General features: G+C 73.7%; 18 protein-coding genes. 14 read left to right on the top strand and 4 right to left on the bottom strand.

Going from position 1 to position 21,671, the window contains the following annotated elements; translation table 11 throughout:
* Positions 1-72: 72 nt before the first annotated feature.
* From FJQ57_RS14045 to FJQ57_RS14040, 3 genes are read left to right on the top strand one after another with little or no spacing between them, the layout of a single operon-like run.
* Complete coding sequence (locus tag FJQ57_RS14045) at positions 73-1,782, top strand: phosphoenolpyruvate--protein phosphotransferase (RefSeq protein WP_139981275.1); 1,710 nt, start codon at positions 73-75, stop codon at positions 1,780-1,782.
* 32 nt (positions 1,783-1,814) lie between these two features.
* Positions 1,815-2,147 (top strand): hypothetical protein, encoded by a 333-nt coding sequence (locus tag FJQ57_RS23010; RefSeq protein WP_211348928.1) that lies wholly within the window; start codon positions 1,815-1,817, stop codon positions 2,145-2,147.
* A gap of 8 nt (positions 2,148-2,155) precedes the next feature.
* Positions 2,156-3,046 (top strand): molybdopterin-dependent oxidoreductase, encoded by an 891-nt coding sequence (locus tag FJQ57_RS14040; protein WP_211348927.1) that lies wholly within the window; start codon positions 2,156-2,158, stop codon positions 3,044-3,046.
* Here the strand turns inward: FJQ57_RS14040 and FJQ57_RS14035 are convergent.
* Positions 3,033-5,177 (bottom strand): molybdopterin-dependent oxidoreductase, encoded by a 2,145-nt coding sequence (locus FJQ57_RS14035; RefSeq protein WP_139981273.1) that lies wholly within the window; start codon positions 5,175-5,177, stop codon positions 3,033-3,035. The genes FJQ57_RS14040 and FJQ57_RS14035 overlap by 14 nt on opposite strands.
* Before the next feature lie 108 nt (positions 5,178-5,285).
* Between FJQ57_RS14035 and FJQ57_RS14030 the strand changes: the two genes are divergently transcribed.
* The 3 genes from FJQ57_RS14030 to FJQ57_RS14020 all read left to right on the top strand — a co-directional run bounded on the left by FJQ57_RS14030 (position 5,286) and on the right by FJQ57_RS14020 (position 8,308).
* A complete protein-coding gene (locus FJQ57_RS14030; protein WP_139981271.1) occupies positions 5,286-5,867 on the top strand; it encodes a TerD family protein in 582 nt (193 codons plus the stop codon).
* A 51-nt stretch (positions 5,868-5,918) separates the two neighbouring features.
* Entirely contained in the window at positions 5,919-7,007 is a 1,089-nt protein-coding gene (locus FJQ57_RS14025) for a DUF475 domain-containing protein (protein ID WP_139981269.1), read from the top strand.
* Positions 7,008-7,093: 86 nt separating this feature from the next.
* On the top strand, positions 7,094-8,308 hold the full coding sequence (locus tag FJQ57_RS14020; RefSeq protein WP_139981267.1) for a hypothetical protein: 1,215 nt from the start codon (positions 7,094-7,096) through the stop codon (positions 8,306-8,308).
* A gap of 226 nt (positions 8,309-8,534) precedes the next feature.
* Here the strand turns inward: FJQ57_RS14020 and FJQ57_RS14015 are convergent, their stop codons facing one another.
* Positions 8,535-9,113 (bottom strand): TerD family protein, encoded by a 579-nt coding sequence (locus FJQ57_RS14015; RefSeq protein WP_139981265.1) that lies wholly within the window; start codon positions 9,111-9,113, stop codon positions 8,535-8,537.
* A 170-nt stretch (positions 9,114-9,283) separates the two neighbouring features.
* Between FJQ57_RS14015 and FJQ57_RS14010 the strand changes: the two genes are divergently transcribed.
* From FJQ57_RS14010 to FJQ57_RS13980, 8 genes are all read left to right on the top strand, one after another.
* Positions 9,284-10,453, top strand: coding sequence for an HpcH/HpaI aldolase/citrate lyase family protein (locus tag FJQ57_RS14010; RefSeq protein ID WP_139981263.1), 1,170 nt, complete (start codon positions 9,284-9,286; stop codon positions 10,451-10,453).
* Complete coding sequence (locus FJQ57_RS23005) at positions 10,450-11,685, top strand: phosphoribosyltransferase family protein (protein ID WP_211348926.1); 1,236 nt, start codon at positions 10,450-10,452, stop codon at positions 11,683-11,685. The genes FJQ57_RS14010 and FJQ57_RS23005 overlap by 4 nt, the downstream gene beginning before the upstream one ends.
* Complete coding sequence (locus FJQ57_RS23000) at positions 11,682-12,827, top strand: cysteine protease StiP family protein (protein WP_211348925.1); 1,146 nt, start codon at positions 11,682-11,684, stop codon at positions 12,825-12,827. The genes FJQ57_RS23005 and FJQ57_RS23000 overlap by 4 nt, the downstream gene beginning before the upstream one ends.
* A gap of 1 nt (position 12,828) precedes the next feature.
* A complete protein-coding gene (locus FJQ57_RS14000; RefSeq protein ID WP_139981262.1) occupies positions 12,829-13,584 on the top strand; it encodes a Cof-type HAD-IIB family hydrolase in 756 nt (251 codons plus the stop codon).
* Positions 13,585-13,624: 40 nt separating this feature from the next.
* Positions 13,625-14,716: a WD40/YVTN/BNR-like repeat-containing protein gene (locus tag FJQ57_RS13995; protein WP_139981260.1), complete on the top strand. Its 1,092-nt coding sequence runs from the start codon at positions 13,625-13,627 to the stop codon at positions 14,714-14,716.
* A 724-nt stretch (positions 14,717-15,440) separates the two neighbouring features.
* Complete coding sequence (rpsO, locus tag FJQ57_RS13990) at positions 15,441-15,716, top strand: 30S ribosomal protein S15 (RefSeq protein WP_139981258.1); 276 nt, start codon at positions 15,441-15,443, stop codon at positions 15,714-15,716.
* Between the two features lie 258 nt (positions 15,717-15,974).
* Positions 15,975-18,200 (top strand): polyribonucleotide nucleotidyltransferase, encoded by a 2,226-nt coding sequence (locus FJQ57_RS13985; RefSeq protein ID WP_246081814.1) that lies wholly within the window; start codon positions 15,975-15,977, stop codon positions 18,198-18,200.
* Positions 18,201-18,281: 81 nt separating this feature from the next.
* Entirely contained in the window at positions 18,282-19,589 is a 1,308-nt protein-coding gene (locus FJQ57_RS13980) for a M16 family metallopeptidase (RefSeq protein ID WP_246081813.1), read from the top strand.
* Between the two features lie 13 nt (positions 19,590-19,602).
* Here FJQ57_RS13980 and FJQ57_RS23635 read toward each other — a convergent pair whose 3' ends face one another.
* Both FJQ57_RS23635 and FJQ57_RS13970 read right to left on the bottom strand, forming a co-directional pair.
* A complete protein-coding gene (locus tag FJQ57_RS23635; RefSeq protein ID WP_139981253.1) occupies positions 19,603-21,135 on the bottom strand; it encodes an outer membrane protein assembly factor BamB family protein in 1,533 nt (510 codons plus the stop codon).
* A 10-nt stretch (positions 21,136-21,145) separates the two neighbouring features.
* The gene (locus FJQ57_RS13970; protein WP_139981251.1) at positions 21,146-21,661 is read right to left on the bottom strand and encodes an SAM-dependent methyltransferase; all 516 of its coding nucleotides are present in this window, start codon (positions 21,659-21,661) and stop codon (positions 21,146-21,148) included.
* Positions 21,662-21,671: the final 10 nt, after the last annotated feature.

Genomic DNA, 21,671 nt, shown 5'->3' with positions numbered 1-21,671 from the left:
TCGATCTTTGTTTGTGTTGTTCTACGCCCGTTTGTGTTGTGTGTCAAGCCTCACAGGCGTTACGGTGTGCCCGTGGTCACCCAGCGCACCGGCCTGTCCGGCACCCCCGTCGTCCCCGGCCTCGCCCTCGGGCCCGTCGTCCTGGCGCGCGGCGAGGTGCCCGAGGCCGCCGTCAGCGCCTACGTCCAGCCGGCGACGCCCGAGGCCGCCCTCGCGGCCTACGACGACGCGGCGGCCACCGTGGCGGCGGGCTTCGAGGCGAAGGCCGAGCGCGCGAGCGGGGCGACGGCCGAGGTGCTGGTCGCCAGTGCCGGGCTGGCGCGCGACCGCGGCCTGCGCGGGGCGGTGCGCAAGCGCGTCAACGGCGGCGACGCCCTGCTCGACGCCGTCCACGGCGCGGCCGAGCAGTTCGTCGGCACCTTCACCGCGATGGGCGGGTTGATGGCCGAGCGGGCCACCGACCTGCGCGACATCGAGCGCCGCCTGGTGGCCCGCCTCGTCGGCGCCGCGGAGCCCGGGGTGCCCACGCCGGAGCAGCCCTCGGTGCTCGTCGCCGAGGACCTCGCACCCGCCGACACCGCCGGGCTCGACCCGGCCGTCGTCCTGGCGCTGGTCACCGAGCGCGGCGGCCCCACGAGCCACACCGCGATCATCGCCCGCCAGCTCGGCATCCCCTGCGTCGTCGGGGCCGCCGGCGTCCTCGACCTGCCCGACGGGGCGACCCTGCTCGTCGACGGCACCACGGGCGCGGTCGAGGTCGACCCCGACCCCGACGCGGCGAGGGCCCGGGTGGCGGCCGACGCCGAGCAGCGGGCGGCCAGCGCGTCGTGGTCCGGCCCCGGCGCCACCATCGACGGCACCCGCGTCAAGATCCTCGCCAACGTGGCCGACGGCCCGTCGGCCCGCAGCGCCGCCGACGCCCCGGTCGAGGGCGTCGGCCTCTTCCGCACCGAGCTGTGCTTCCTCAACCGCGACGTCGAGCCGAGCGCGGAGGAGCAGGCCGACATCTACGCCGAGGTGCTCGGGGCCTTCTCCGGCGACGGCTCCGGCGACGGCTCCGGCGACGGCGAGCGGTACGTCGTCGTCCGCACCCTCGACGCCGGCTCCGACAAGCCCGTCGCCTTCGCCACCCTGCCCGGCGAGGAGAACCCCGCGCTCGGCGTCCGCGGTCTGCGCCTGTCCTTCGGCAACCCCGACCTGCTGGCCCGCCAGCTCGACGGCATCGCCGAGGCGGCGCGACGCACCGGCACCGAGACCTGGGTGATGGCCCCGATGGTGGCCACGGTCGCCGAGGGGGCGGAGTTCGCCGAGGCCGTCCGCGCCCGTGGGCTCAAGCCGGGCGTCATGGTCGAGGTGCCCTCGGCGGCGCTGCTGGCCCACCGCCTGCTCGAGGTGGTCGACTTCCTGTCCATCGGCACCAACGACCTCACGCAGTACACGATGGCGGCCGACCGGATGGCCACCACGCTGGCCCACCTGACCGACCCCTGGCAGCCCGCCGTCCTGCAGCTCGTCGCGATCACGGCCGAGGCCGGTCGTCAGGTGGGCAAGCCGGTCGGTGTGTGCGGCGAGGCCGCCGCCGACCCGCTGCTGGCCTGCGTCCTGGTCGGCATGGGCATCACCTCGCTGTCGATGGCGCCGGCGGCCGTGCGGGCGGTCGGCGCGCGGCTCGCCACGACCAGCCACGACGCCTGCGAGGAGGCCGCCGAGGCGGCCCTCGCGGCCGTCGACCCGGCCGCCGCCCGGGAGGCCGTGCTCGCCGTGCTCGAGCAGGGCGCCTAAGTCACCTGAGATTGTGCTGTTAGGGTCGGCCCATGTCGACCCGCACCGCAGCGACCCGCCGGACCGTCCTCACCACCGCCGTCGCGGCCCCGGCCGCCGCCGGTCTCGTCGCCACCGCGAGCAGCCCGGCCGCGGCCGGTGCGCCCTCGATCGTCAAGCCAGTGCCTGCCTCGCGCTTCTACGACTACGGCACCAACGCCGAGATGCGGTGGGACTCGGTCGACCCGCGCCGCTTCGCGACGTCGCAGGCCGACCTGTTCGTCCGCAACCACACCTCCACCCCGACCATCGACCCGACGACGTACGCGCTGCGCGGGTCTTCGGCGACGGCCTCGCCGGGCCCCGCTCCGAGGCCGAGGCGCTGAGCCTGTCGTTGCGCGACCTGAAGGCGCTGCCGCACACCCGCCTGACCTCGGTCCACGAGTGCACCGGCAACGGCCGCAGCTTCTTCGGCAGCCAGCAGGGCCAGCCCGCCAGCGGCACGGCGTGGAAGCTCGGCTCGGTCGGCACCGTCACCTGGGAGGGCGCCCGGCTGCGCCACGTGCTCCGCCGGCTCGGCCTCGCGCCCGACGCGGTCTCGATCCAGGCCACCGGCCTCGACGCCCCCTTCGTCAGCGGCGGCGTCGACTACGGCCGAGTGCGCCGGCCGTTCCCGGTCGAGAAGGCGCTGGACGACGCGATCCTGGCCTGGGGTGCCAACGGCGAGGACCTGCTGCCCGACCACGGCTTCCCGCTGCGGCTCGTGCTGCCGGGCTGGGTCGGCATCGCCAGCATCAAGTGGCTCGGCTCGCTCGAGGTCGCCCGCCGCGAGCTCACCTCGCCCTGGAACACGACCTTCTACCGGCTCACCGGCCCGTCCTACCCGGCCGACTCGCCGCCGCTGACCGTCAACCCGGTCCGCTCGGCCTGGGAGCTGCCCTTCCCTGCCACGCTGCCCGCCGGCGCCACCCACACCCTGACCGGCCGGTCGTGGAGCGGCGCCGCCCCGATCCAGCGGGTCGACGTCAGCCTCGACGGCGGCGCGACCTGGCGGCGCGCCGACCTCGTCGACGAGGGCAAGGGCGGCCCTGACCGCGACCGCGGCGACCGCGGGTTCGGCTGGACCCGCTGGTCGGTCCGCTGGGCGCGGCCCGCCGCCGGGTCCTACACCCTGCTGGCCCGGGCGACCGACCGTGACGGCCGCACCCAGCCCGACGTGTCGCCGTACAACACGCAGGGCTACTTCTTCGACGCCGTCGTGCGGCACCCGGTCACGGTCGGCTGAGGGCCCCGACGGTCACCGGGGTGCCGCTGAAAGCGGCGTTGCCCGACACGTCGAGACGCGCGGGGTCGGTGAGGTCGTTGATCGAGACCCCCGGCACGGTGCTCGCGTGCCCGAGGCGGGTGCCCTCGACCTGGTGGCCGTAGCCGTGGGGGAGGGAGACGACGCCCGGCATCATGTCGTCGGCCCCGGTCACCTCCACCTCGACCGCCCCGACCCGTGAGCGCACCTCGACCCGCTCGCCGTCGGACAGCCCGCGGGCGGCGAGGTCGTCGGGGTGCATGAGCAGGTGGTGGCGCGGGCGGCCACGCGTGAGCCGGGTCGTGTTGTGCAACCAGGAGTTGCAGTCCTGCTTGTGGCGGCGGCCGATGAGCAGCAGCTCGTCACCGTCGGACGCGGCCGACGCGGCGCCGGCCAGCCAGGCCTCGAGCCGCGGCAGGTCGTCGACGACGAGCGCGGGCACCACGTCGATGCGCTGCTCGGGCGTGCGCAGCCGGCCGGGCATGGTCGGGCGCAGCGGGCCGAGGTCGACGCCTTCGGGGTGCGCGAGCACCTCCGCCGCCGTCGTGCGCCCGCCCGCGTCGAGGAGCAGCTCGACCAGGTCGGCCGGGTCGGCCGCCAGCCGGCCGGCGGTCGCGTCGTCGAGCGGCGTGCCCAACCGGTCGGCGACCCGGGTCGCCAGGGCGGCGAAGACCTCCCAGTCGTGGCGCTGGTCGTCGCCCCTGGCGTGCACCGCCGGGGTCCAGCGGGCGGTGTTGCGGACGGCGAAGCCGTGGAAGACCAGGTCGTACTGGTCGCGCTCGAGGGCGCTGGTCGGGGGCAGCACGACGTCGGCGTGCCGGGTGGTCTCGTTGAGGTAGATGTCGATGGCGACCATGAAGTCGAGCCCGTCGAGAGCCTCGGCCAGCGCCCGCCCGTCGGGCGTCGAGAGCACCGGGTTGCCGGCGACCGTGACCATCGCGCGCAGCCGGCCCTCGCCCGGCTCGGTCATCTCCTCGGCCATCACCGCGGCGGGCAGCTCCCCGGCGTACTCGGCGATGCCGCGCACCCGGCTGTGCCAGCGGCCGTGGCGGCCCGGGCCCTGCAGCTCGACCAGGTCGATCGCCGGCTCCGGGAACATCACGCCGCCGGGGGAGTCGAAGTGGCCGGAGAGCAGGTTGAGCACGTCGATGGCCCAGGAGCACAGCGTGCCGAAGTCCTGGGTGGTCACGCCCATCCGGCCGTAGACCGCGCCCGCGTCGGCGGCGACGAGCTCGCGCGCCAGCCGCCGGGTGACCTCGGCGGGCACGCCCGAGACCGCCTCGGCCCGCTCGGGGGTGAACGGCTCGACCAGCTCGGCCAGGCGCTCCAGCCCGTCGACGTACGCCGGCGGCGCGGCCAGGCCCTCGGCGAGCAGGGTGCGCACCATCGCCAGCAGCACGGGGGCGTCGGTGCCGGGGCGGACGAAGTGGTGCTCGTCGGCCACCTTGGCCGTCTCGGTGCGGCGCGGGTCGAGCACGACCATCCGGCCGTCGCGGGCGTGCAGGTCGCGCACCCGCTGCGGGAAGTCGGGCACGGTCATCAGCGAGCCGTTGGAGGCCATCGGGTTGGCCCCGACGACGAGGAGGAACGACGTCCGGTCGATGTCGGCGACCGGGATCATCAGCTGGTGGCCGAACAGCTGCCAGGCCGCCAGCTGCTGCGGCACCTGGTCGACCGAGGAGGCGCTGAAGCGGCTGCGGGTGCCCAGCGCCTTGATGAACGTCGCGCCGTGGGTGCCGAAGCCGAGCGAGTGCGCGTTGGGGTTGCCGGAGTACAGGCCGACCGCGTCGGCGCCGTGCTCGGTGATGGTCGCGGCGAGCCGGTCGGCCACCAGGTCGAGCGCCTCGTCCCAGCCGATCTCCACCCACCCGTCGTCGGTGCGGCGCACCGGCCGGCGCAGGCGGTCGGGGTCGGCGTACACGTCGGCCAGGGCGACGCCCTTGGGGCAGACGTAGCCCCGCGAGAGCGGGTCGTCGGGGTTGCCGCGGACGCCGGTGACGACGCCGTCCTCGAGGGTCAGGCGCAGGCCGCAGATGGCCTCGCAGAGGTTGCACACGCCCAGGCGGGTGCCGGTGAAGCCGTCGGGGACCGGAGGCTGGCGGAGGATGCCCATGCGGGTCATCGAACCACCTGAGCGGCTCCGTTAGGGTTGCCGCGCACGCACTCTCCACTCCGGGCGCGCACCGGCGTGCCCGACCCCCGAGCGAAAGAGGAAGTCGACATGGTCGTCAGCTTGTCCAAGGGCGGGAACGTCTCCCTGACCAAGGAGGCCGGGCCCTCCGGTCTCAACAAGGTGCTCGTCGGTCTGGGCTGGGACGTCCGCACCACCACCGGTCAGGACTTCGACCTCGACGCGTCGGCGCTGTCGTGCAACGCCGAGGGCAAGGTCGTCACCGACCAGCACTTCGTGTTCTACAACAACCTCACCTCGCCCGACGGCTTCGTGGTCCACCAGGGCGACAACCGCACCGGCGAGGGCGAGGGCGACGACGAGGTCGTCGAGGTCAACCTCGGTGGCATGGGCGCCGACGTCGACAAGGTCGTCTTCGCGGTCTCGATCGACCAGGCCGACGCCCGCGGCCAGAACTTCGGCCAGGTCACCGGTGCCTTCATCCGCGTCGTCAACGCCGACAACGGCACCGAGCTCGCCCGCTACGACCTCTCCGAGGACGCCTCGAGCGAGACCGCCATGGTCTTCGGCGAGCTCTACCGCAACGCCGCGGAGTGGAAGTTCCGCGCCATCGGCCAGGGCTACGCCTCGGGCCTCGCGGGCATCGTGCGCGACTACGGCGTCAACCTCTGACCGACGCGCACCCGCGTCGGTCTCCCTCCGGACCTGAGCTGAGCTGAACCCATGCAGTTGTTGAAGACCCTGAAGTGGTCTTTCCTGATCACCCTGATCGGGCTCGTCATCGCGTTCTTCTACGACGGCACCGCCGCCGTGGCGATCGTGGCCATCCTGATCGTGCTCGAGGTGTCGCTGTCCTTCGACAACGCGGTGGTCAACGCGAAGGTCCTCAACCGGATGTCGGAGTTCTGGGTCAAGATCTTCTTGACCGTCGGCATCCTCATCGCCGTCTTCGGCATGCGCCTGCTGTTCCCGCTGGTCATCGTCTTCGTGACGGCCGACCTGACGCCGCTGCAGGCGTGGGAGCTCGCCCTGGAGCGTCGGCCCGAGAGCGACCCGACGTCGTACGCCGCGATCCTCAACGACGCCCACCCGCTGATCGCAGCGTTCGGCGGCATGTTCCTGCTGATGATCTTCCTCGACTTCGTCTTCGACGAGGACAAGGAGCACCACTGGCTGGGACCGATCGAGCGGCCGCTGGCCAAGGCGGCGGCGTTCCCGGCGATCACCTCGCTGGTCGCGCTGGTGTGGCTGTTCGCCTTCTCGCGGATCTTCCCCGAGGAGGCCGACCAGCTGCTGCTCGCCGGCGTGTTCGGGATGATCCTCTACCTGCTCGTCGGCGGGCTCGGTGACTTCTTCGACGGCGGGTTCGAGGACGACGACGAGAGCGACGAGGCCGAGCGCGCCCGCGCGACCGGCCAGGTCGTCAAGGCCACCGGCAAGGCGGCGTTCTCGCTGTTCCTCTACCTGGAGCTGCTCGACGCCTCGTTCAGCTTCGACGGGGTCATCGGCGCGTTCGCCATCACCACCGACCCGATCATCATCGCGATCGGTCTGGGTGTCGGGGCGTTCTACGTCCGCTCGATCACCATCTACCTGGTCCACCAGGGGACGCTGAGCGAGTACGTCTACCTCGAGCACGGCGCCCACTGGGCGATCGGCGCGCTCGCGCTGCTGCTCTTCGTCAGCGTGGGCCCGCACATCCCCGAGGTCGTCACCGGCCTCATCGGCGTCGCCTTCGTGGCGGCGGCCCTGTGGTCGAGCATCCGCTACAACAAGACGCACCGCGACGAGGAGCACGTGGTGCACGTCTAGCGCTGCCCCTCACGCACGTCGTCGACGGCCCGTCACCCCGCTCGGGGTGGCGGGCCGTCGCTCGTCCGGCCTCCTAGGATGAGCACGTGCCGAGCCGTCCCCCCGCGTCGCAGCTGGAGGCGACGCAGAACGCGCTCGACCAGCTCATGGAGGACTTCCGCCACCTCGACCAGTCCCAGCGCACGGTCCGCGGGATGGTGGAGAGCTTCCAGGCCTACCTGCCCGAGCGGGCCGGGGCGTCGGGGCTGGTGCCGCGCTTCCGGATCCTCGACCGCGAGGCCGAGCAGCTGATCACCGAGTACCTCTCGGTCCTCGACCGGCACCCCTTCGACGAGACGCTCGACCAGCGCGCGCTCGGCGCCGCCCACCGGGCGTACGCCGAGGTGGGGCCCAAGCTGGCCAGGACCGCCGAGGCGCTCGACCAAGTGGTGCTCGACTACGACGCCGACCTGACCCGCATCGGCAACGCCGTGCAGCGCGCCCGGGAGGCCAGGGAGCGGGCGACCGCACTCACCCAGCGCGTCGCGGCGGCGGCCCGCACGCTGCGCGAGACCGGCGTCGAGGTGCCCGAGCTCAACGACGTGCTGCGCCGCACCCGCGCGGCCGCCACCACGGCCTCGGAGTGGCAGCCGGCCGCCGGCGCCCCGGCCCTCGACGCGGCCGTCGGCGAGCTCGAGACCCTCGCCGCCGAGGCCGAGCGGCTGGCCACCGAGCTGCCCGACCGGATCGCCAGGGCGACCACGCGGCGCACCTCGCTGCGCACCGTGGCCGAGAGCGTCGAGTCCAGGATGCCGCGGATGCGGGAGGACCTCGCGACCCTGCGACGCGAGTTCAGCCTGGCCAACTTCGCCGACCTCGACACCGACGAGGACGCCGTGCGTGCCGACCTCGCCACCGCGCGGGCCAAGCTCGCCGACTTCGACCGGCTCGTCGCGGCCGGCGCCGACTGGGGCCTGCCGCTGCGGCTGCTCGACGAGGCCCGGGCGGCGGCCGACGCCGCCAAGGCCCGGGTGGGCGGGCCGGGCGACCGGCTGCACCGGCTCCGCGAGGTCAAGGCCGACCCGGAGGATGTCCTCAAGAAGACCCGCTTCCGGCTGCGCGACGCCCAGATGATGGTCACCCAGACCCCCAAGCCCGTCGGGCAGCAGGTCGCGCGCGAGCTCGACGCGCTCGCCGTCCGCCTCGACGGCCTCCGCTCCGGCCTGCGCGGCACCCACCCGGACTACTGGGGCCTGGCCCGCGAGGCCGACCGCATCACCGAGGCCGTCAAGGCGCAGGTCGACCGCTTCCGCTCCGCCTGACCGGCCGCACGGTGGTCGAGGTAGGCCGCCTGGCGGCCTGTCCCGAGACCACGGGACCGCAGCGGCTGGCGCTTGACGGGCGGTGGCGGTTGCGTGGTCTCGAGACGGTCCCCAGCGGAACCTCCTCGACCACCGTGCGCCCGCGGTGGTGGCGGAACCGCTTCGACCACCGTGCCCCCACGGCGGTGGCGGAACCTCCCCGACGACCGTGTGGTGGCCGCAGCGCTCAGGCCAGGGTCACGCCGTACGTCGTGATGATGCCCTGCAGGCCGGAGGCGTAGCCCTGGCCGATGGCGCGGAACTTCCACTCCGCGCCGTGGCGGTAGAGCTCGCCGAAGACCATGGCGGTCTCGGTGGAGGCGTCCTCGCTGAGGTCGTAGCGGGCGAGCTCCTCGTTGGTGGCGATGTCGAGGACGCGGATGTAGGCGTTCTTGACCTGGCCGAAGTTCTGGCCGCGGGAGTCGGCGTCGTGGATGGTCGCGCTGAAGACGACCTTGTCGGTCTGGGGGGTCAGCTGCGACAGCGCGACCTCGAGCACCTCGTCGTCGCCGGCGACCGCGCCGTCGCGGATGTCGCCGGTGTGGCGCACGGTGCCCTCGGGAGAGGCCAGGTTGTTGTAGAAGATGAAGTGCTGGTCGGAGAGCACCCGGTCGCCGGGGCCGCACACCAGGGCGGTGGCGTCGAGGTCGAACGGCGTGCCGTCGGTGGTGCGGGCGTCCCACCCGAGGCCGATGCGCACCGACTGCAGCGACGGCGCGATCTTGGTCAGGCTGACGTTGCCGCCCTTGGTCAGGGACACGGGCATGGGGGCTCCTCGGGGCTCACGGGATGGGCACTGCGGTGGTCGCGAGCAGGCTATCCACCTGAGGTTTCGGCGACACCTCAGCGGCCTATCCTGTCCCGGACCCCGCCCGACCGCCCTCCGACGGCTGGAGTCCCACCCCCCGAAGACCCCCCAGCAGAGCGGACAGCGGCGTGCGCCAGTTCCACTTCCTCGACCCGGCCGACCGGGCCGAGCTCTTCCACGTCGAGCCGGCCGAGATCAGCCGCGAGGCCCCGCTCGAGCTGCTCGCCCACGGCCTCGGCGCCACCCTCTACATCCCGGCCACGCGCGAGGAGCTGGCGGCCGACGTGCTCCGGGTCGCCGGCCGCGGGGTCAGCAGCTGCGTGGTGTGCCTGGAGGACTCGATCCCCGACGGTGCCGTCGAGTTCGCCGTCACCCACGTCGCCGACCAGCTCGCGCGCCTGCGCGGCCGCGACGACCTGCCGCTGCTGTTCGTGCGGGTGCGCAGCGCCGACCAGCCGGCCCGCCTCGCCGGGCTGATGGGCGAGGCCGCCGACGTGATCGACGGGTTCGTGCTGCCGAAGTTCTCCACCGAGCGCGGGCCGGAGTTCCTCGACGCGGTGAGCGACGTCGAGACCACGGTGGGCCGCCGGGTGCTGGTGATGCCGGTCGTCGAGACGCCCGAGGTGATGTACCGCGAGACCCGCGTCGAGGAGCTGCTCGGCATGCGGGCGCTGCTGGCCAAGCACGCCGACCGGGTGCTGGCGGTGCGCATCGGCGCCACCGACATGTCCTCGGTCTTCGCCCTGCGCCGCCCCCGCGACCTCACGATGTACGACGTCCGGCTGGTCGCCGGCGCCGTGGCCGACGTCGTCAACGTGCTCGGGCGCCCGGGCGGGCACGCGGTGACCGGACCGGTCTGGGAGTACTTCACCTCCCCCGACCGGCTGCTCAAGCCGCTGCTGCGCGAGGCGCCGTTCGCGCGCCGCCGCGACGACCGCGAGCTGCGGGCGCGGCTGCTGGCCCGCGACCTCGACGGCCTGATCCGCGAGGTGCTGCTCGACCGGGCCAACGGGCTGGTCGGCAAGACCGTCATCCACCCCAGCCACGTGCCGGTCGTGCACGCGCTGTCGGTGGTCTCGCACGAGGAGTTCGACGACGCCCAGGGCGTGCTGTCGGCCAAGGAGGGCGGCGGGGGCGTGACCCGGTCGAGCTACCGCAACAAGATGAACGAGGCCAACCCCCACCTGGCCTGGGCCCACCGGCTGATGCTGCGCGCCGAGGTGTTCGGCGTCGCCGCGCCCGAGGTCACCTTCGTCGACCTGCTGGCCGCCGCGACCCACGAGGGCGACGCCCTGTGACGCCGTCGACGACGTGGTCGGGGGAGTGGGTGTGCGCCCACGCCGGCGTCGAGCTGGTCACCCGCGAGGGCAGCGCGCCCGTCGAGGAGCTCGTCGGCCTGGCCGTGCGCCGCAACCCGCGCCGGGTCCACCTCGTGGTGAGCCAGGTGCTCGCCAAGCACGTGCCGCTCGCGCCGTCGGTCGCCCGCCGGCACGGCTCCGACCTCGGCGCGCTCGTCGAGGAGGCCCTCGACGGCGCCCGCGCCGAGCTCGTCCTGGGGTACGCCGAGACCGCGACCGGCCTGGGCCACCTGGTGGCCGACCGCCTCGGCGCGACCGCGATCCACTCGACCCGGCGGCCCGGCTGGTCGGCGCTGAGCTTCGAGGAGGAGCACAGCCACGCCACCACCCACCGGCTCCAGCCGCGCGACCCCGCGCTGCTGCAGGGCACCGGCCCGCTCGTGCTCGTCGACGACGAGCTGACCACGGGCCGCACCATCCTCAACACGGTCCGCGAGCTGCACGCCATCTCCGCCCGCCCTGCCTACGTCGTGGCGGCGCTGGTCGACCTGAGGCCCGACGATGCCCGCACCACCGCCGAGCTGGTCGCGGCCGAGCTCGGCACCAGCATCACGTTCGTCTCGCTGCTCCAGGGCGAGGTGCGCACCCACCACGAGCCCGACGAGGAGGTCCGTGCCGCGGTCTCCGCCGGTGGGCCGGGCGAGGCCGGGCCGACAGGACCGGACCGCGCGGCCGAGTCGGTGGCGGCGTACGCCTGGCCGGCGGGGGTGCCGACCGGCGGTCGGCACGGACTGGGGGCGACCGACGCAGCCGGGTTCGAGGTCGCGGTGGCCGACCTCGCCGCCGAGGTCGGCGACCTGGTGGCGGGGGCGCGCCGGGTGCACGTCCTCGGCAGCGAGGAGCTGGTGTACCTCCCGCTGCGCCTCGGCGAGGCGCTCGAGGCGGCTCGGCCGGCCGTCGAGGTCACCGTGTCCTCCACGACCCGCTCGCCGGTCGTGGTGCGCGACGACCCGGCGTACGCCGTGCGCCACGGACTCAGGTTCGCCGCGCACGACGGGGCCGACGACGACAAGCCCCGGTTCGCCTACAACCTCGAGCCCGGCCGCTTCGACGCCGTCGTGCTCGTGGTCGACGCGGCGACGCCGCCGCCCGACGAGGGTGGCGCCGCCGACCTGCGGGCCGGGCTCCGCACGCTGACCGACCGGCTCGTCGTGGTCCGGGTGGGGGCGTGAGCGACGTGGGTGCGACCCCGCTGCACGGGCCGGCCTTCGGGTCCTACCCCGCCGACGACGTGACCTGGCTGCTCACCGACCTCAGCCACGCCCAGCTCGAGGCGCCGGTCGAGGAGCGCGAGGAGGCCATCCAGGCCGGGCGCGCCCACTACGCCGAGTCGCTGCCGGTGGAGTACCAGCCCAGCGAGGAGTACTACGCGCTCTTCGACCGCGCGCTGGCCGACCAGGCCCGCCGGGTCGCGCTCGCGGCGGCCACCCTCGTGCACCTCGTCGTCGAGCTCCGGGGCCCGGACGCCGTGCTCGTCTCGCTCGCCCGCGCCGGCACCCCGATCGGCATCCTCCTGCGCCGGTACGCCGCCCGCCTCGGTCTGGGCGGGGGAGCCGGGCTGCCGCACTACACGATGTCGATCGTGCGCGGCCGCGGCCTCGACACGGTCGCGCTGCGCCACCTGGCCGCCCACCACGACCCGGCCGACGTCGTGTTCGTCGACGGCTGGACCGGCAAGGGCGCGATCTCCCGCGAGCTCACCGCCGCCTGCGCGGAGGTCGAGGAGACGCTCGGGCTGCGCTTCGACCCGTCGCTCGCCGTGCTCGCCGACCCCGGCAGCAGCACCGACGTCTTCGGCACCCGCGACGACTTCCTCATCCCCTCGGCCTGCCTCAACTCCACCGTCTCGGGCCTGGTCTCGCGCACCGTCCTCAACGACACCCTCATCGGCCCCGACGACTTCCACGGCGCGAAGTTCTACGCCGAGCTCGCCCCGGCCGACGTGTCGATGCGCTACGTCGAGACCGTCGAGGCGTGCTTCGACGACGTCGCCGAGGAGGCCCGGGCCGAGGCCGCGCGCCTGCTCGCCACCGACCGGTCGCCCACCTGGTCGGGCTGGGCCGCCGTCGAGCAGGTCAGCACGGCGTACGGCATCGGCGACGTCAACCTGGTCAAGCCCGGCGTCGGCGAGACGACCCGCGTGCTGCTGCGTCGGGTGCCCTGGCGCGTGCTGGTGCGCCCCGACCGGCGCGACGAGCTCGGCCACGTCGAGCTGCTCGCCACCCAGCGCGGCGTGCCCGTCGAGGAGGTCGAGGGCCTCGCGTTCTCGTGCATGGGCCTCATCCACCCCCAGTTCGCCCGGACGGAGTCCTGACGTGATCGCCTCCGACATCGACCGCACGCTGTTGTGGTCGCACAAGCGGGTCGGCGACGTGCCGCTCGAGGACCTCGTGGTCTGCGAGGTGCTCGACGGCCGTGACTGGGCCTACGTCACCCGCACGGCGTACGCCGCCCTGGAGGGCCGGCCCGACCTCGTGCTGTGCACCACCCGCACCCCGGCCCAGGTGCTGCGGCTGACCCTGCCGTCGTACAAGCGGGTGCTGTGCCTCAACGGCGGCGCGCTGCTCGTCGATGGCGTGCCCGACCCCGACCACGCGCAGGCCACCGAGGCGCTGGTGGCCCAGCGGCGGCCGATGGCGGAGTTCGCGCAGCGGGTGGCCCACCTCGTCGAGGCGCCGCACGTGCGCGGGCTGCGCGACGCCGACGGCACCTTCGCCTACTTCCTGCTCAACGGCGAGCCCGTCGAGGCCGCCTGGGTGGAGGAGCTCGAGGCGGTGGCGGCTGCGGACGGCTGGCGGCTGACCCACGAGCAGACCAAGGTCTACGCCATGCCCGACACCCTGACCAAGGAGGCCGGCCTGGCCCGCCTGGTCGAGCTCGACGACGACCCGCTGGTCGCCGCGGCCGGCGACTCGCTGCTCGACGATGGCATGCTCCGGATGGCCGAGCACGCGCTGGTCCCGCGCGGCGCCTACCTCGAGACCCACGGGTGGGACGGCCCGCTCACCGACGCCACCGGCGTGCTCGCCGGCGAGGAGGTCGCGCTCTGGCTGGCCGGCCATGGCCACTGACCGACCGATGAGTCCGGGCCGCGGGGCCGGTCGACCTGGCATGGGCACTGTACTGATGGTCGGCACGCGCAAGGGACTGTGGATCGGGACGTCGGACGACGACCGGGCGGACTGGTCGTTCACCGGCCCGCACCACGACATGGAGGAGGTCTACTCCTGCCTCGTCCTCCCGCGGTCGGGCGAGGGCGGGCGGCCGCGGCTGCTCGCCGGTGCCTCGTCGTCGTGGCTCGGGCCGCAGGTGCGGTGGTCCGACGACCTCGGCGAGACCTGGCACGAGACCCCCGGCGGGGGCGTCCGGTTCCCCGAGGGCAGCGGAGCCAGCGTCGAGCGGGTCTGGCAGCTCGTCGCGGGCCCGGGCGACGGTGAGGTGTGGGCCGGGACCGAGCCGGGCGCGGTGTGGCGCTCCCGCGACGGGGGCGAGACCTTCGCCCTCGAGGAGGCGCTCTGGAACCACCCGCACCGCCCGGACTGGGGCGCCGGCTTCGGCGGCCAGGCCTTCCACACGATCCTGCCGCACCCCACCGATCCCGACTCGGTGACCGTGGCCATCTCCACCGGCGGCGTCTACCAGACCGCCGACGCCGGCCGGTCGTGGACGCCGCGCAACGTGGGCGTGCGCGCGGACTTCCTGCCCGAGGGCTCGCAGTACCCCGAGTTCGGCCAGTGCGTGCACAAGGTGGCCCGACACCCCTCGCGCCCCGACCGGCTCTACCTGCAGAACCACGGCGGCGTCTACCGCTCCGACGACCACGCCGCCACCTGGCACCCCATCGCCGACGGGCTGCCGAGCGACTTCGGCTTCCCGGTCGTGGTCCACCCCCACGAGCCCGACACCCTGTACGTCTGGCCCAACGGCGCCGGGGAGAGCCGCTACCCGCCGAACGCCCGCGCCCGAGTCTGGCGCAGCCGCGACGCCGGCGCCTCCTGGGAGCCGCTCGACCACGGCCTGCCCGACCGCTTCTACGTCAGCGTCATGCGCGACGCGATGTGCGCCGACGACCACGGCCCCGCCGGGCTGTACGTCGGTGCGCGCAACGGCGCCGTGTGGGCCTCGGCCGACGCCGGCGACTCCTGGCGCGAGGTCGTGGCCCACCTGCCCGACGTCATGTGCGTCAAGGTCGGCACCTCCTGACCCCCGTTGCCCGAGGTGCGAGGAGCACCAGCGACGAGCCTCGAAGCCTCGCAGCCGGTCTGCGGGCTACACCCTGTGGTTGGTGTGGGCGGCTGCGCGCGTAGTCGATCGGGTCTCCGCGTCAAGGACGCCTGCGGCGCCGCTGCGCGGCCGCTTCGCGGTCCTTGACCCGGAGCCTCGCCCGATCGACTGACGGCGCGCTCGACGGCACGGGCTCCGCCCGCGCCGCCGCTGGCGCGGCCGCCCTGACTCCTGGCGCCGATCTCCCACTCCTGGCGGGGAACTACCGACCAGGAGCGGGAGATCCCGCCCAGGAGAGGGGTGGTTGTTGCTGGTGGGGCGGGTGGCCGCGCCAGCGGCGGCGCGCCGGGCACGGGACCCGAGGCGTCGCCGACAGCGCGCAGGTCGGCGGGTCGCGCGAGGCTCGGGGTCAAGGACGGCCGCAGGCCGCCGCGCAGCGGCGCGAGCGCAGCGAGCGTCCTTGACGTCGAGACGCGGCCTGCCACGCGCGCGGCCACCCGACCCACCCGCGACCACCAGCCCCGCAGGACACGATGGAGCCCGCGCGATTGGGTGACCCGCCCGCGTCGCGCTAGATTGTCCTGTCCGTCCCGTGCTGGGACGGGCATCACCCTGACCGCCGTGCAACGGCCGCGGATCCAGAGTGCCCGGGAGAACAGGCCCCGGCGCGCCGCGCAGCGAGTGAACACCCAGGAGGAGACGCATGTCCGTCGGTACCGACGCGGAGACCAAGAAGAAGATCATCGCCGAGTACGCCACGACCGAGGGCGACACCGGCTCGCCCGAGGTGCAGATCGCGCTGCTCAGCCACCGGATCGCCCACCTGACCGAGCACCTCAAGACGCACAAGCACGACCACCACAGCCGTCGTGGTCTGCTGCTGCTCGTCGGCCAGCGCCGCCGGTTGCTCAACTACCTGCGCAAGACCGAGATCGAGCGCTACCGCTCGATCATCGAGCGTCTCGGCCTGCGCCGCTGACCCACGTCGGGGTCCACCACCCGGTGGGCCCCGACGAGTAGTTTTGGGGTCAGGCCCCCACGCACCACCACAACTGAACACCCACTCACAGGAGCGATCCGCGCCACCGTCAGGCCCGGTCCTCGGTAGTGATCTTCAGGAGCCGGCATGCCGCCCCTGCGGGTCTCGATCGAAGATCGGCCAACCGCTCCGGGCCCCGTCGGGGCCGGGGCACGTGCGCGGGAGTCGCGGATCGCACCGCGAACGAAAGAGTCACACGTGACAGAACCCGTCATCACCGCTGTCGAGACCGTCCTCGACAACGGCAAGTTCGGCACCCGCACCGTCAAGTTCGAGACCGGCCTGCTGGCCCGTCAGGCCGCCGGTTCGGTGACTGCCTACCTCGACGACGAGACGATGCTGCTCTCGGCCACCACGGCCGGCAAGCACCCCAAGGACCACTTCGACTTCTTCCCCCTGACGATCGACGTCGAGGAGCGGATGTACGCCGTGGGCCAGATCCCCGGCTCCTTCTTCCGGTCCGAGGGTCGCCCGGGTGAGGACGCGATCCTCACCTGCCGCCTCATCGACCGCCCGCTGCGCCCGACCTTCAAGAAGGGCCTGCGCAACGAGGTCCAGGTCGTCATCACCGTCATGGCGCTCGACCCCGACCAGCCCTACGACGTGCTGGCCATCAACGCCGCGTCGATGTCGACCCAGCTCTCCGGCCTGCCGTTCTCCGGCCCGGTCGGCGGCGTCCGCGTCGCCCTCATCGAGGGCCAGTGGGTCGCCTTCCCGAGCCACAGCCAGCTCGAGAGCGCCGTGTTCGACATGGTCGTCGCCGGTCGGGTCACCGACTCCGGTGACGTCGCGATCATGATGGTCGAGGCCGAGGCCCCCGAGAACACCTACGAGCTGGTCGCCTCCGGCAGCCAGGCTCCCTCGGAGGAGGTCGTGGCCGGTGGCCTCGACGCCGCCAAGCCCTTCATCAAGCAGCTCTGCGACGCGCAGGCCGAGCTGGCCAAGCAGGCCGCCAAGCCCGTGCAGGAGTTCCCGGTCTTCCTCGACTTCGAGGACGACGTGTACGACGCCGTGCACGCCGCCTCCGCGACCGCCACGACCGAGGCCCTGGCCATCGTGGGCAAGCAGGAGCGCGACGAGAAGCTCGACGAGGTCAAGGCCTCGCTGCTCGACCAGGTCGGCGCCCAGTTCGAGGGTCGCGAGAAGGAAATCGGGGCGGCCTTCAAGGCGGTCACCAAGTCCCTCATGCGCGAGCGCGTCCTGCGCGACAAGGTCCGCATGGACGGCCGCGGCCTGGCCGACATCCGTCCGCTGTTCGCCGAGGTCGGCGTCATCCCGCGGGTGCACGGCTCGGCCCTGTTCGAGCGCGGCGAGACCCAGATCCTCGGCGTCACCACGCTCAACATGCTCAAGCTCGAGCAGCAGCTCGACACCTTGAGCCCCGAGAAGCACCGCCGCTACATGCACAAGTACGTCTTCCCGCCGTTCTCCACCGGCGAGACCGGCCGCGTGGGCTCGCCCAAGCGCCGCGAGGTCGGCCACGGTGCGCTCGCGCGCCGCGCCATCCTGCCGGTGCTGCCGAGCCGCGAGGAGTTCCCCTACGCGATCCGCCAGCTGTCGGAGGCCATGGGCTCCAACGGCTCGACCTCGATGGGCTCGGTCTGCGCCTCGACGCTGTCCCTGCTCCAGGCGGGCGTGCCGCTCAAGGCGCCCGTGGCCGGCATCGCGATGGGCCTCATCTCCGGCGAGGTCGACGGCGAGACGACGTACGTCGCGCTGACCGACATCCTCGGCGCCGAGGACGCGATGGGCGACATGGACTTCAAGGTCGCCGGCACCCGCGAGTTCGTCACCGCGCTGCAGCTCGACACCAAGCTCGACGGCATCCCGGCCGAGGTCCTGGCCGCCGCGCTGACCCAGGCCAAGGACGCCCGCCTGGCGATCCTCGACGTCATGGGCGAGGCCATCGACGGCCCGGAGGAGATGTCGGTGCACGCGCCGCGCATCATCACCGTGCGCGTCCCGGTCGACAAGATCGGCGAGGTCATCGGCCCGAAGGGCAAGGTGATCAACCAGATCCAGGAGGACACCGGCGCCACGATCTCGATCGAGGACGACGGCACGGTCTACATCGGGGCGACCAACGGCGACGCCGCGGAGGCCGCGCGCAACGCGGTCAACCAGATCGCCAACCCGACGATGCCCGAGGTCGGCGAGCGCTACCTCGGCACGATCGTGAAGACGACCAACTTCGGTGCGTTCGTCTCCCTGCTGCCCGGCAAGGACGGCCTGCTCCACATCACCAAGCTGCGCGGCCTGGTGGGCGGCAAGCGGGTCGAGAACGTCGAGGACGTCGTCTCGGTCGGCCAGAAGATCCAGGTCGAGATCGCCGAGGTCGACGACCGCGGCAAGCTCTCGCTGATCCCGGTGGTCGAGGAGTCGGCCGAGGCCGGCGCCGAGGCGAGCGAGCCCGCCGAGGCCTGATCCACCGCGCTGACCCGTCGTGAACGCACGGCGGGTCAGCGTGTTTTTCGGGCCCTTGGCGGGCCGGGGAGGATGGAGGACGTGCAGAAGAGCAGGACCACGCGCACCGTCTCGACGGTGCGCGACAGCGGGGGAGCGGTCACCTCACGCGTACGCCGGACCGTGCTGGCCAGCGGGTTGCGGATCGTCACCGAGCAGATGGCCGGCGCCCGGTCGGCCACGATCGGCGTCTTCGTCGACGTCGGGTCGCGCGACGAGACGCCGAAGCTGCACGGCTGCTCCCACTTCCTCGAGCACCTGCTGTTCAAGGGGACGCACGAGCGCTCGGCGTTCGACCTCTCGATCGCCCTCGACGCCGTGGGCGGTGAGATCAACGCCTTCACCGCCAAGGAGTACACCTGCTTCCACGCGCGGGTGCTCGACGAGGACCTCCCGCTCGCCGTCGACGTGCTGGGCGACATGATCACCAGCTCGGTCATCACCGACGACGACGTCGAGGCCGAGCGCGAGGTCATCCTCGACGAGATCGCCATGCACGACGACGACCCCGACGACGTCGTGCACAACCTGTTCGCCGAGCAGGCCTTCGGCGCGACCTCACCGCTGGGCCGCCCGATCGCGGGCACCGTCGAGTCCATCACCGCCCTCGACCGGGCGACCATCCAGCGCTTCTACCGACGGCACTACCGACCCGAGCGCATGGTGGTGGCCGTCGCCGGCAACCTCGACCACACCACCGTCGTCCGGCAGGTCGAGCGGGCCTTCGGCCGCAGCGGCTGGCTCGACGGCGAGGCCGAGCCGGTCGGACCGCGCCGGCTCGGGCGCCGGGTGCGGGTCAAGCCCGGCACCTCCGAGGCCACCCGGCCCTTCGAGCAGGTCAACGTGGTCCTGGGCATGGAGGGCCCCGCGCGCGACGACGACCGCCGCTTCGCCCTCGGTGTCCTCAACACCGCGCTCGGCGGCGGCACGTCCTCGCGGCTGTTCCAGGAGATCCGTGAGCGCCGCGGCCTGGCCTACTCGGTCTACTCCTTCTCCTCCCACCACGCCGACGCCGGTCTCGTCGGCGTCAGCGTCGGCTGCCTGCCCGCCAAGCTCGACGAGACGCTGGCCGTGGTCCGGCTCGAGCTCTCCCGCGTGGCCGCCCACGGCATCACCGCCGAGGAGCTCGAGCGTGGCAAGGGCCAGCTGCGCGGCGGTCTCGTCCTCGGCCTGGAGGACTCCGCCTCCCGGATGGTCCGGCTCGGCAAGGCCGAGCTCGTCCACGACGAGCTCCTCGACATCGACGGCGTGATCGCGCGCATCGACGCCGTCACGCTCGAGGAGGTGCGCGAGGTCGCCGCCGAGGTCTTCACGCGCAAGGAGGTCCTGGCGGTCGTCGGGCCGTCCTGACCCTCGCGCGGTCCTACCGGACGCCGACCAGGGTCGTGCCCGTCGCGAGCACGGCCGGATCCCCGCGGTGACGGCTCGCGGCCAGGGTCTCGACAGCCGCCAGTCCGACCGGCCACGGCGTGAACCGTCGCGACGGCACCACCCAGCGTCGTGCGCCGTCGCGCAGGCGCACGGCGCCCACCTGTCCCCGTGGGCAGTGCCACAGCTCGTCGCCGGCCACCGCGGCGGGTCCGAGGTCGGCCTGCCACACGACGTGCCCGTCGTCGTCGATCGCGACCACGAGGTCGTCGTGGCGCTGGCGCGCCCACGCGTTCTGCGGCTCGACGGTGTCCCGGCGCTGGCACACGGTCAGGCCGGGCTCGCGGTGCAGCACGGTCAGCAGGTCGGGGCGCTCCCAGACCATCCGCCCGTCGAGGGTCGACATCCGGCTGGGCCGGCCGTCGCGCGCCGCCCGGCCGGTCGTGAGCACGTGGTCGGCGTCCACCGGCACCGTGCGGGTCTCCCGAGCCGCCCCGGCCGCTGGGTCGGCCCAGCGGGGGGCCTCGCTGCCGTCCGGGCTGACGACGAGGAGCCCGACGGCGTGGCGGCGCGCGGACCGGACCCGGAGGAACCGCCGCGCGACGCCGACCGGGTGCTCGACCACCTGGATGAGCGTGGCGCCGTCGAGGCCCTCCACGCGGTGGGGGAGGGTGGCCTCGACGTGCGGCTGACCGTCGGCGACGTCGGTGCGCACCAGCCGCAGCACCCCGGCGTCCACCTCGGCCGTCCACCAGGCTGCGGGCGGGGTGCGGGGGCGACCCTCCCACGTCGGCGGCGGCGCCTCGGTGACGTACCGCTCCGCGCCGGTCGCGACGTCGAGCCCGACCACCGGGCCGCCGCGCGTGTCGGCGTGGAGCGCGACCGTGCCGCCCCCGAGCCCGGCCACGCTGTCCAGCCCCGGGAAGGGACGCGTCCAGCGCACTCGACCGTCCGCCAGGTCGTACGACGTCAGCCGCCCGTCGACGTGCACGAGGAGGAGGCCGGCGTGCGTCAGCACCTCCAGGCCGGCCGGCACCACGGGCGTGGACCAGCGGACCTCGCCGGAGCGGGCGTCGATGGCGGTGAGCAGCACCGCCCCGTCGGACCCGTGCCGCCACAGCGCCTCGGTGTCGACGATCGCGACCACGCCGTCGTGCTGGGCGAGGAAGCTCGGCGACCGGGCGCCGCTGCCGGCCCGCAGCGCCCGGGCCCACCTCCACTCCGGTGGACCCGGCGGTGGGCTCGCCGGGCCGGTCGCCGTGACGAGGGGCCTCCGGTCGAGGTCGTCCCAGCGGCCCTCGGCGCCAGGGAGCCCGGCCGTCAGCAGCGCGTCGAGGAGAGCGGCGCGGCACGCGGTGTCCTCGTCGTCGAAGACCGTCGTGACCAGGTCGCCACGCCAGCTGTACGTCGTCAGCGCCCAGGGGTCTGTCCCGAGCCGCCGGTCGCGGGCCTGGTCGGCCATGGCCGGCAGCCCGGCCCGGGCCAGCTCGCGGTCGAGCCCGGCGCGGTCGAGCGGCCCGTCGTCCACGGGGCCGGCGTCAGCGGCGACCGACGATGCCGACGACCGGCGGCACCCTGTTGTCGACGGCCGCGACCCGGAACCCGCCGTCGGCGAGGGCCTTCGAGGCGCCCTTGACGATGTCGGGCACCTTCTCGGGGATCTTCACCTCGTAGAACAGGTGCACCGCGCCCCCGGGGAGCACGCGCTCGTGCAGCAGCGCGATCTCGTCGGCGCAGTTGCGCACCCAGAAGAGGTCGACGTTGAAGGCGAAGACCTTGGTCAGGCGCTTGACCGGCACCCGCAGGGTGGCGAGGTCGATCTGGCGGACGGTCAGTCGCCCGGCCTTGATCGCGGCCTCGTTGCGGCGCTTGGTGCGGTCGACCCCGGACTCCGACCGGTCGATCGCGAACATCTTGCCGGTCTCCAGGCGCGAGCAGATCAGCTCGGCCGCGGCGCCGGCGCCGCACCCGATCTCGAGGACGTGGTCTCCCGGCTGGGGGTCCATGAAGTCGACGGCCCACCTGATCCGGGCCGGAATCTGCGGGGCAGGCATGCGTCCCACC

This window comes from Nocardioides litoris, from assembly GCF_006346315.1.
In the GTDB taxonomy this organism is placed as follows: Bacteria; Actinomycetota; Actinomycetes; order Propionibacteriales; family Nocardioidaceae; genus Nocardioides; species Nocardioides litoris.
This window is presented reverse-complemented; position numbering and strand designations above follow the sequence as displayed.

Bases quoted from the DNA above. Each gene is read 5' to 3' on its own strand.
- FJQ57_RS23010 (WP_211348928.1), top strand. From the start codon at position 1,815: ATGTCGACCCGCACCGCAGCGACCCGCCGGACCGTCCTCACCACCGCC.
- FJQ57_RS13995 (WP_139981260.1), top strand. From the start codon at position 13,625: ATGGGCACTGTACTGATGGTCGGCACGCGCAAGGGACTGTGGATCGGG.
- FJQ57_RS14015 (WP_139981265.1), bottom strand. From the start codon at position 9,113: ATGCCCGTGTCCCTGACCAAGGGCGGCAACGTCAGCCTGACCAAGATC.
- FJQ57_RS14025 (WP_139981269.1), top strand. From the start codon at position 5,919: ATGCAGTTGTTGAAGACCCTGAAGTGGTCTTTCCTGATCACCCTGATC.
- FJQ57_RS14035 (WP_139981273.1), bottom strand. From the start codon at position 5,177: ATGGGCATCCTCCGCCAGCCTCCGGTCCCCGACGGCTTCACCGGCACC.
- rpsO (WP_139981258.1), top strand. From the start codon at position 15,441: ATGTCCGTCGGTACCGACGCGGAGACCAAGAAGAAGATCATCGCCGAG.
- FJQ57_RS14030 (WP_139981271.1), top strand. From the start codon at position 5,286: ATGGTCGTCAGCTTGTCCAAGGGCGGGAACGTCTCCCTGACCAAGGAG.
- FJQ57_RS13970 (WP_139981251.1), bottom strand. From the start codon at position 21,661: ATGCCTGCCCCGCAGATTCCGGCCCGGATCAGGTGGGCCGTCGACTTC.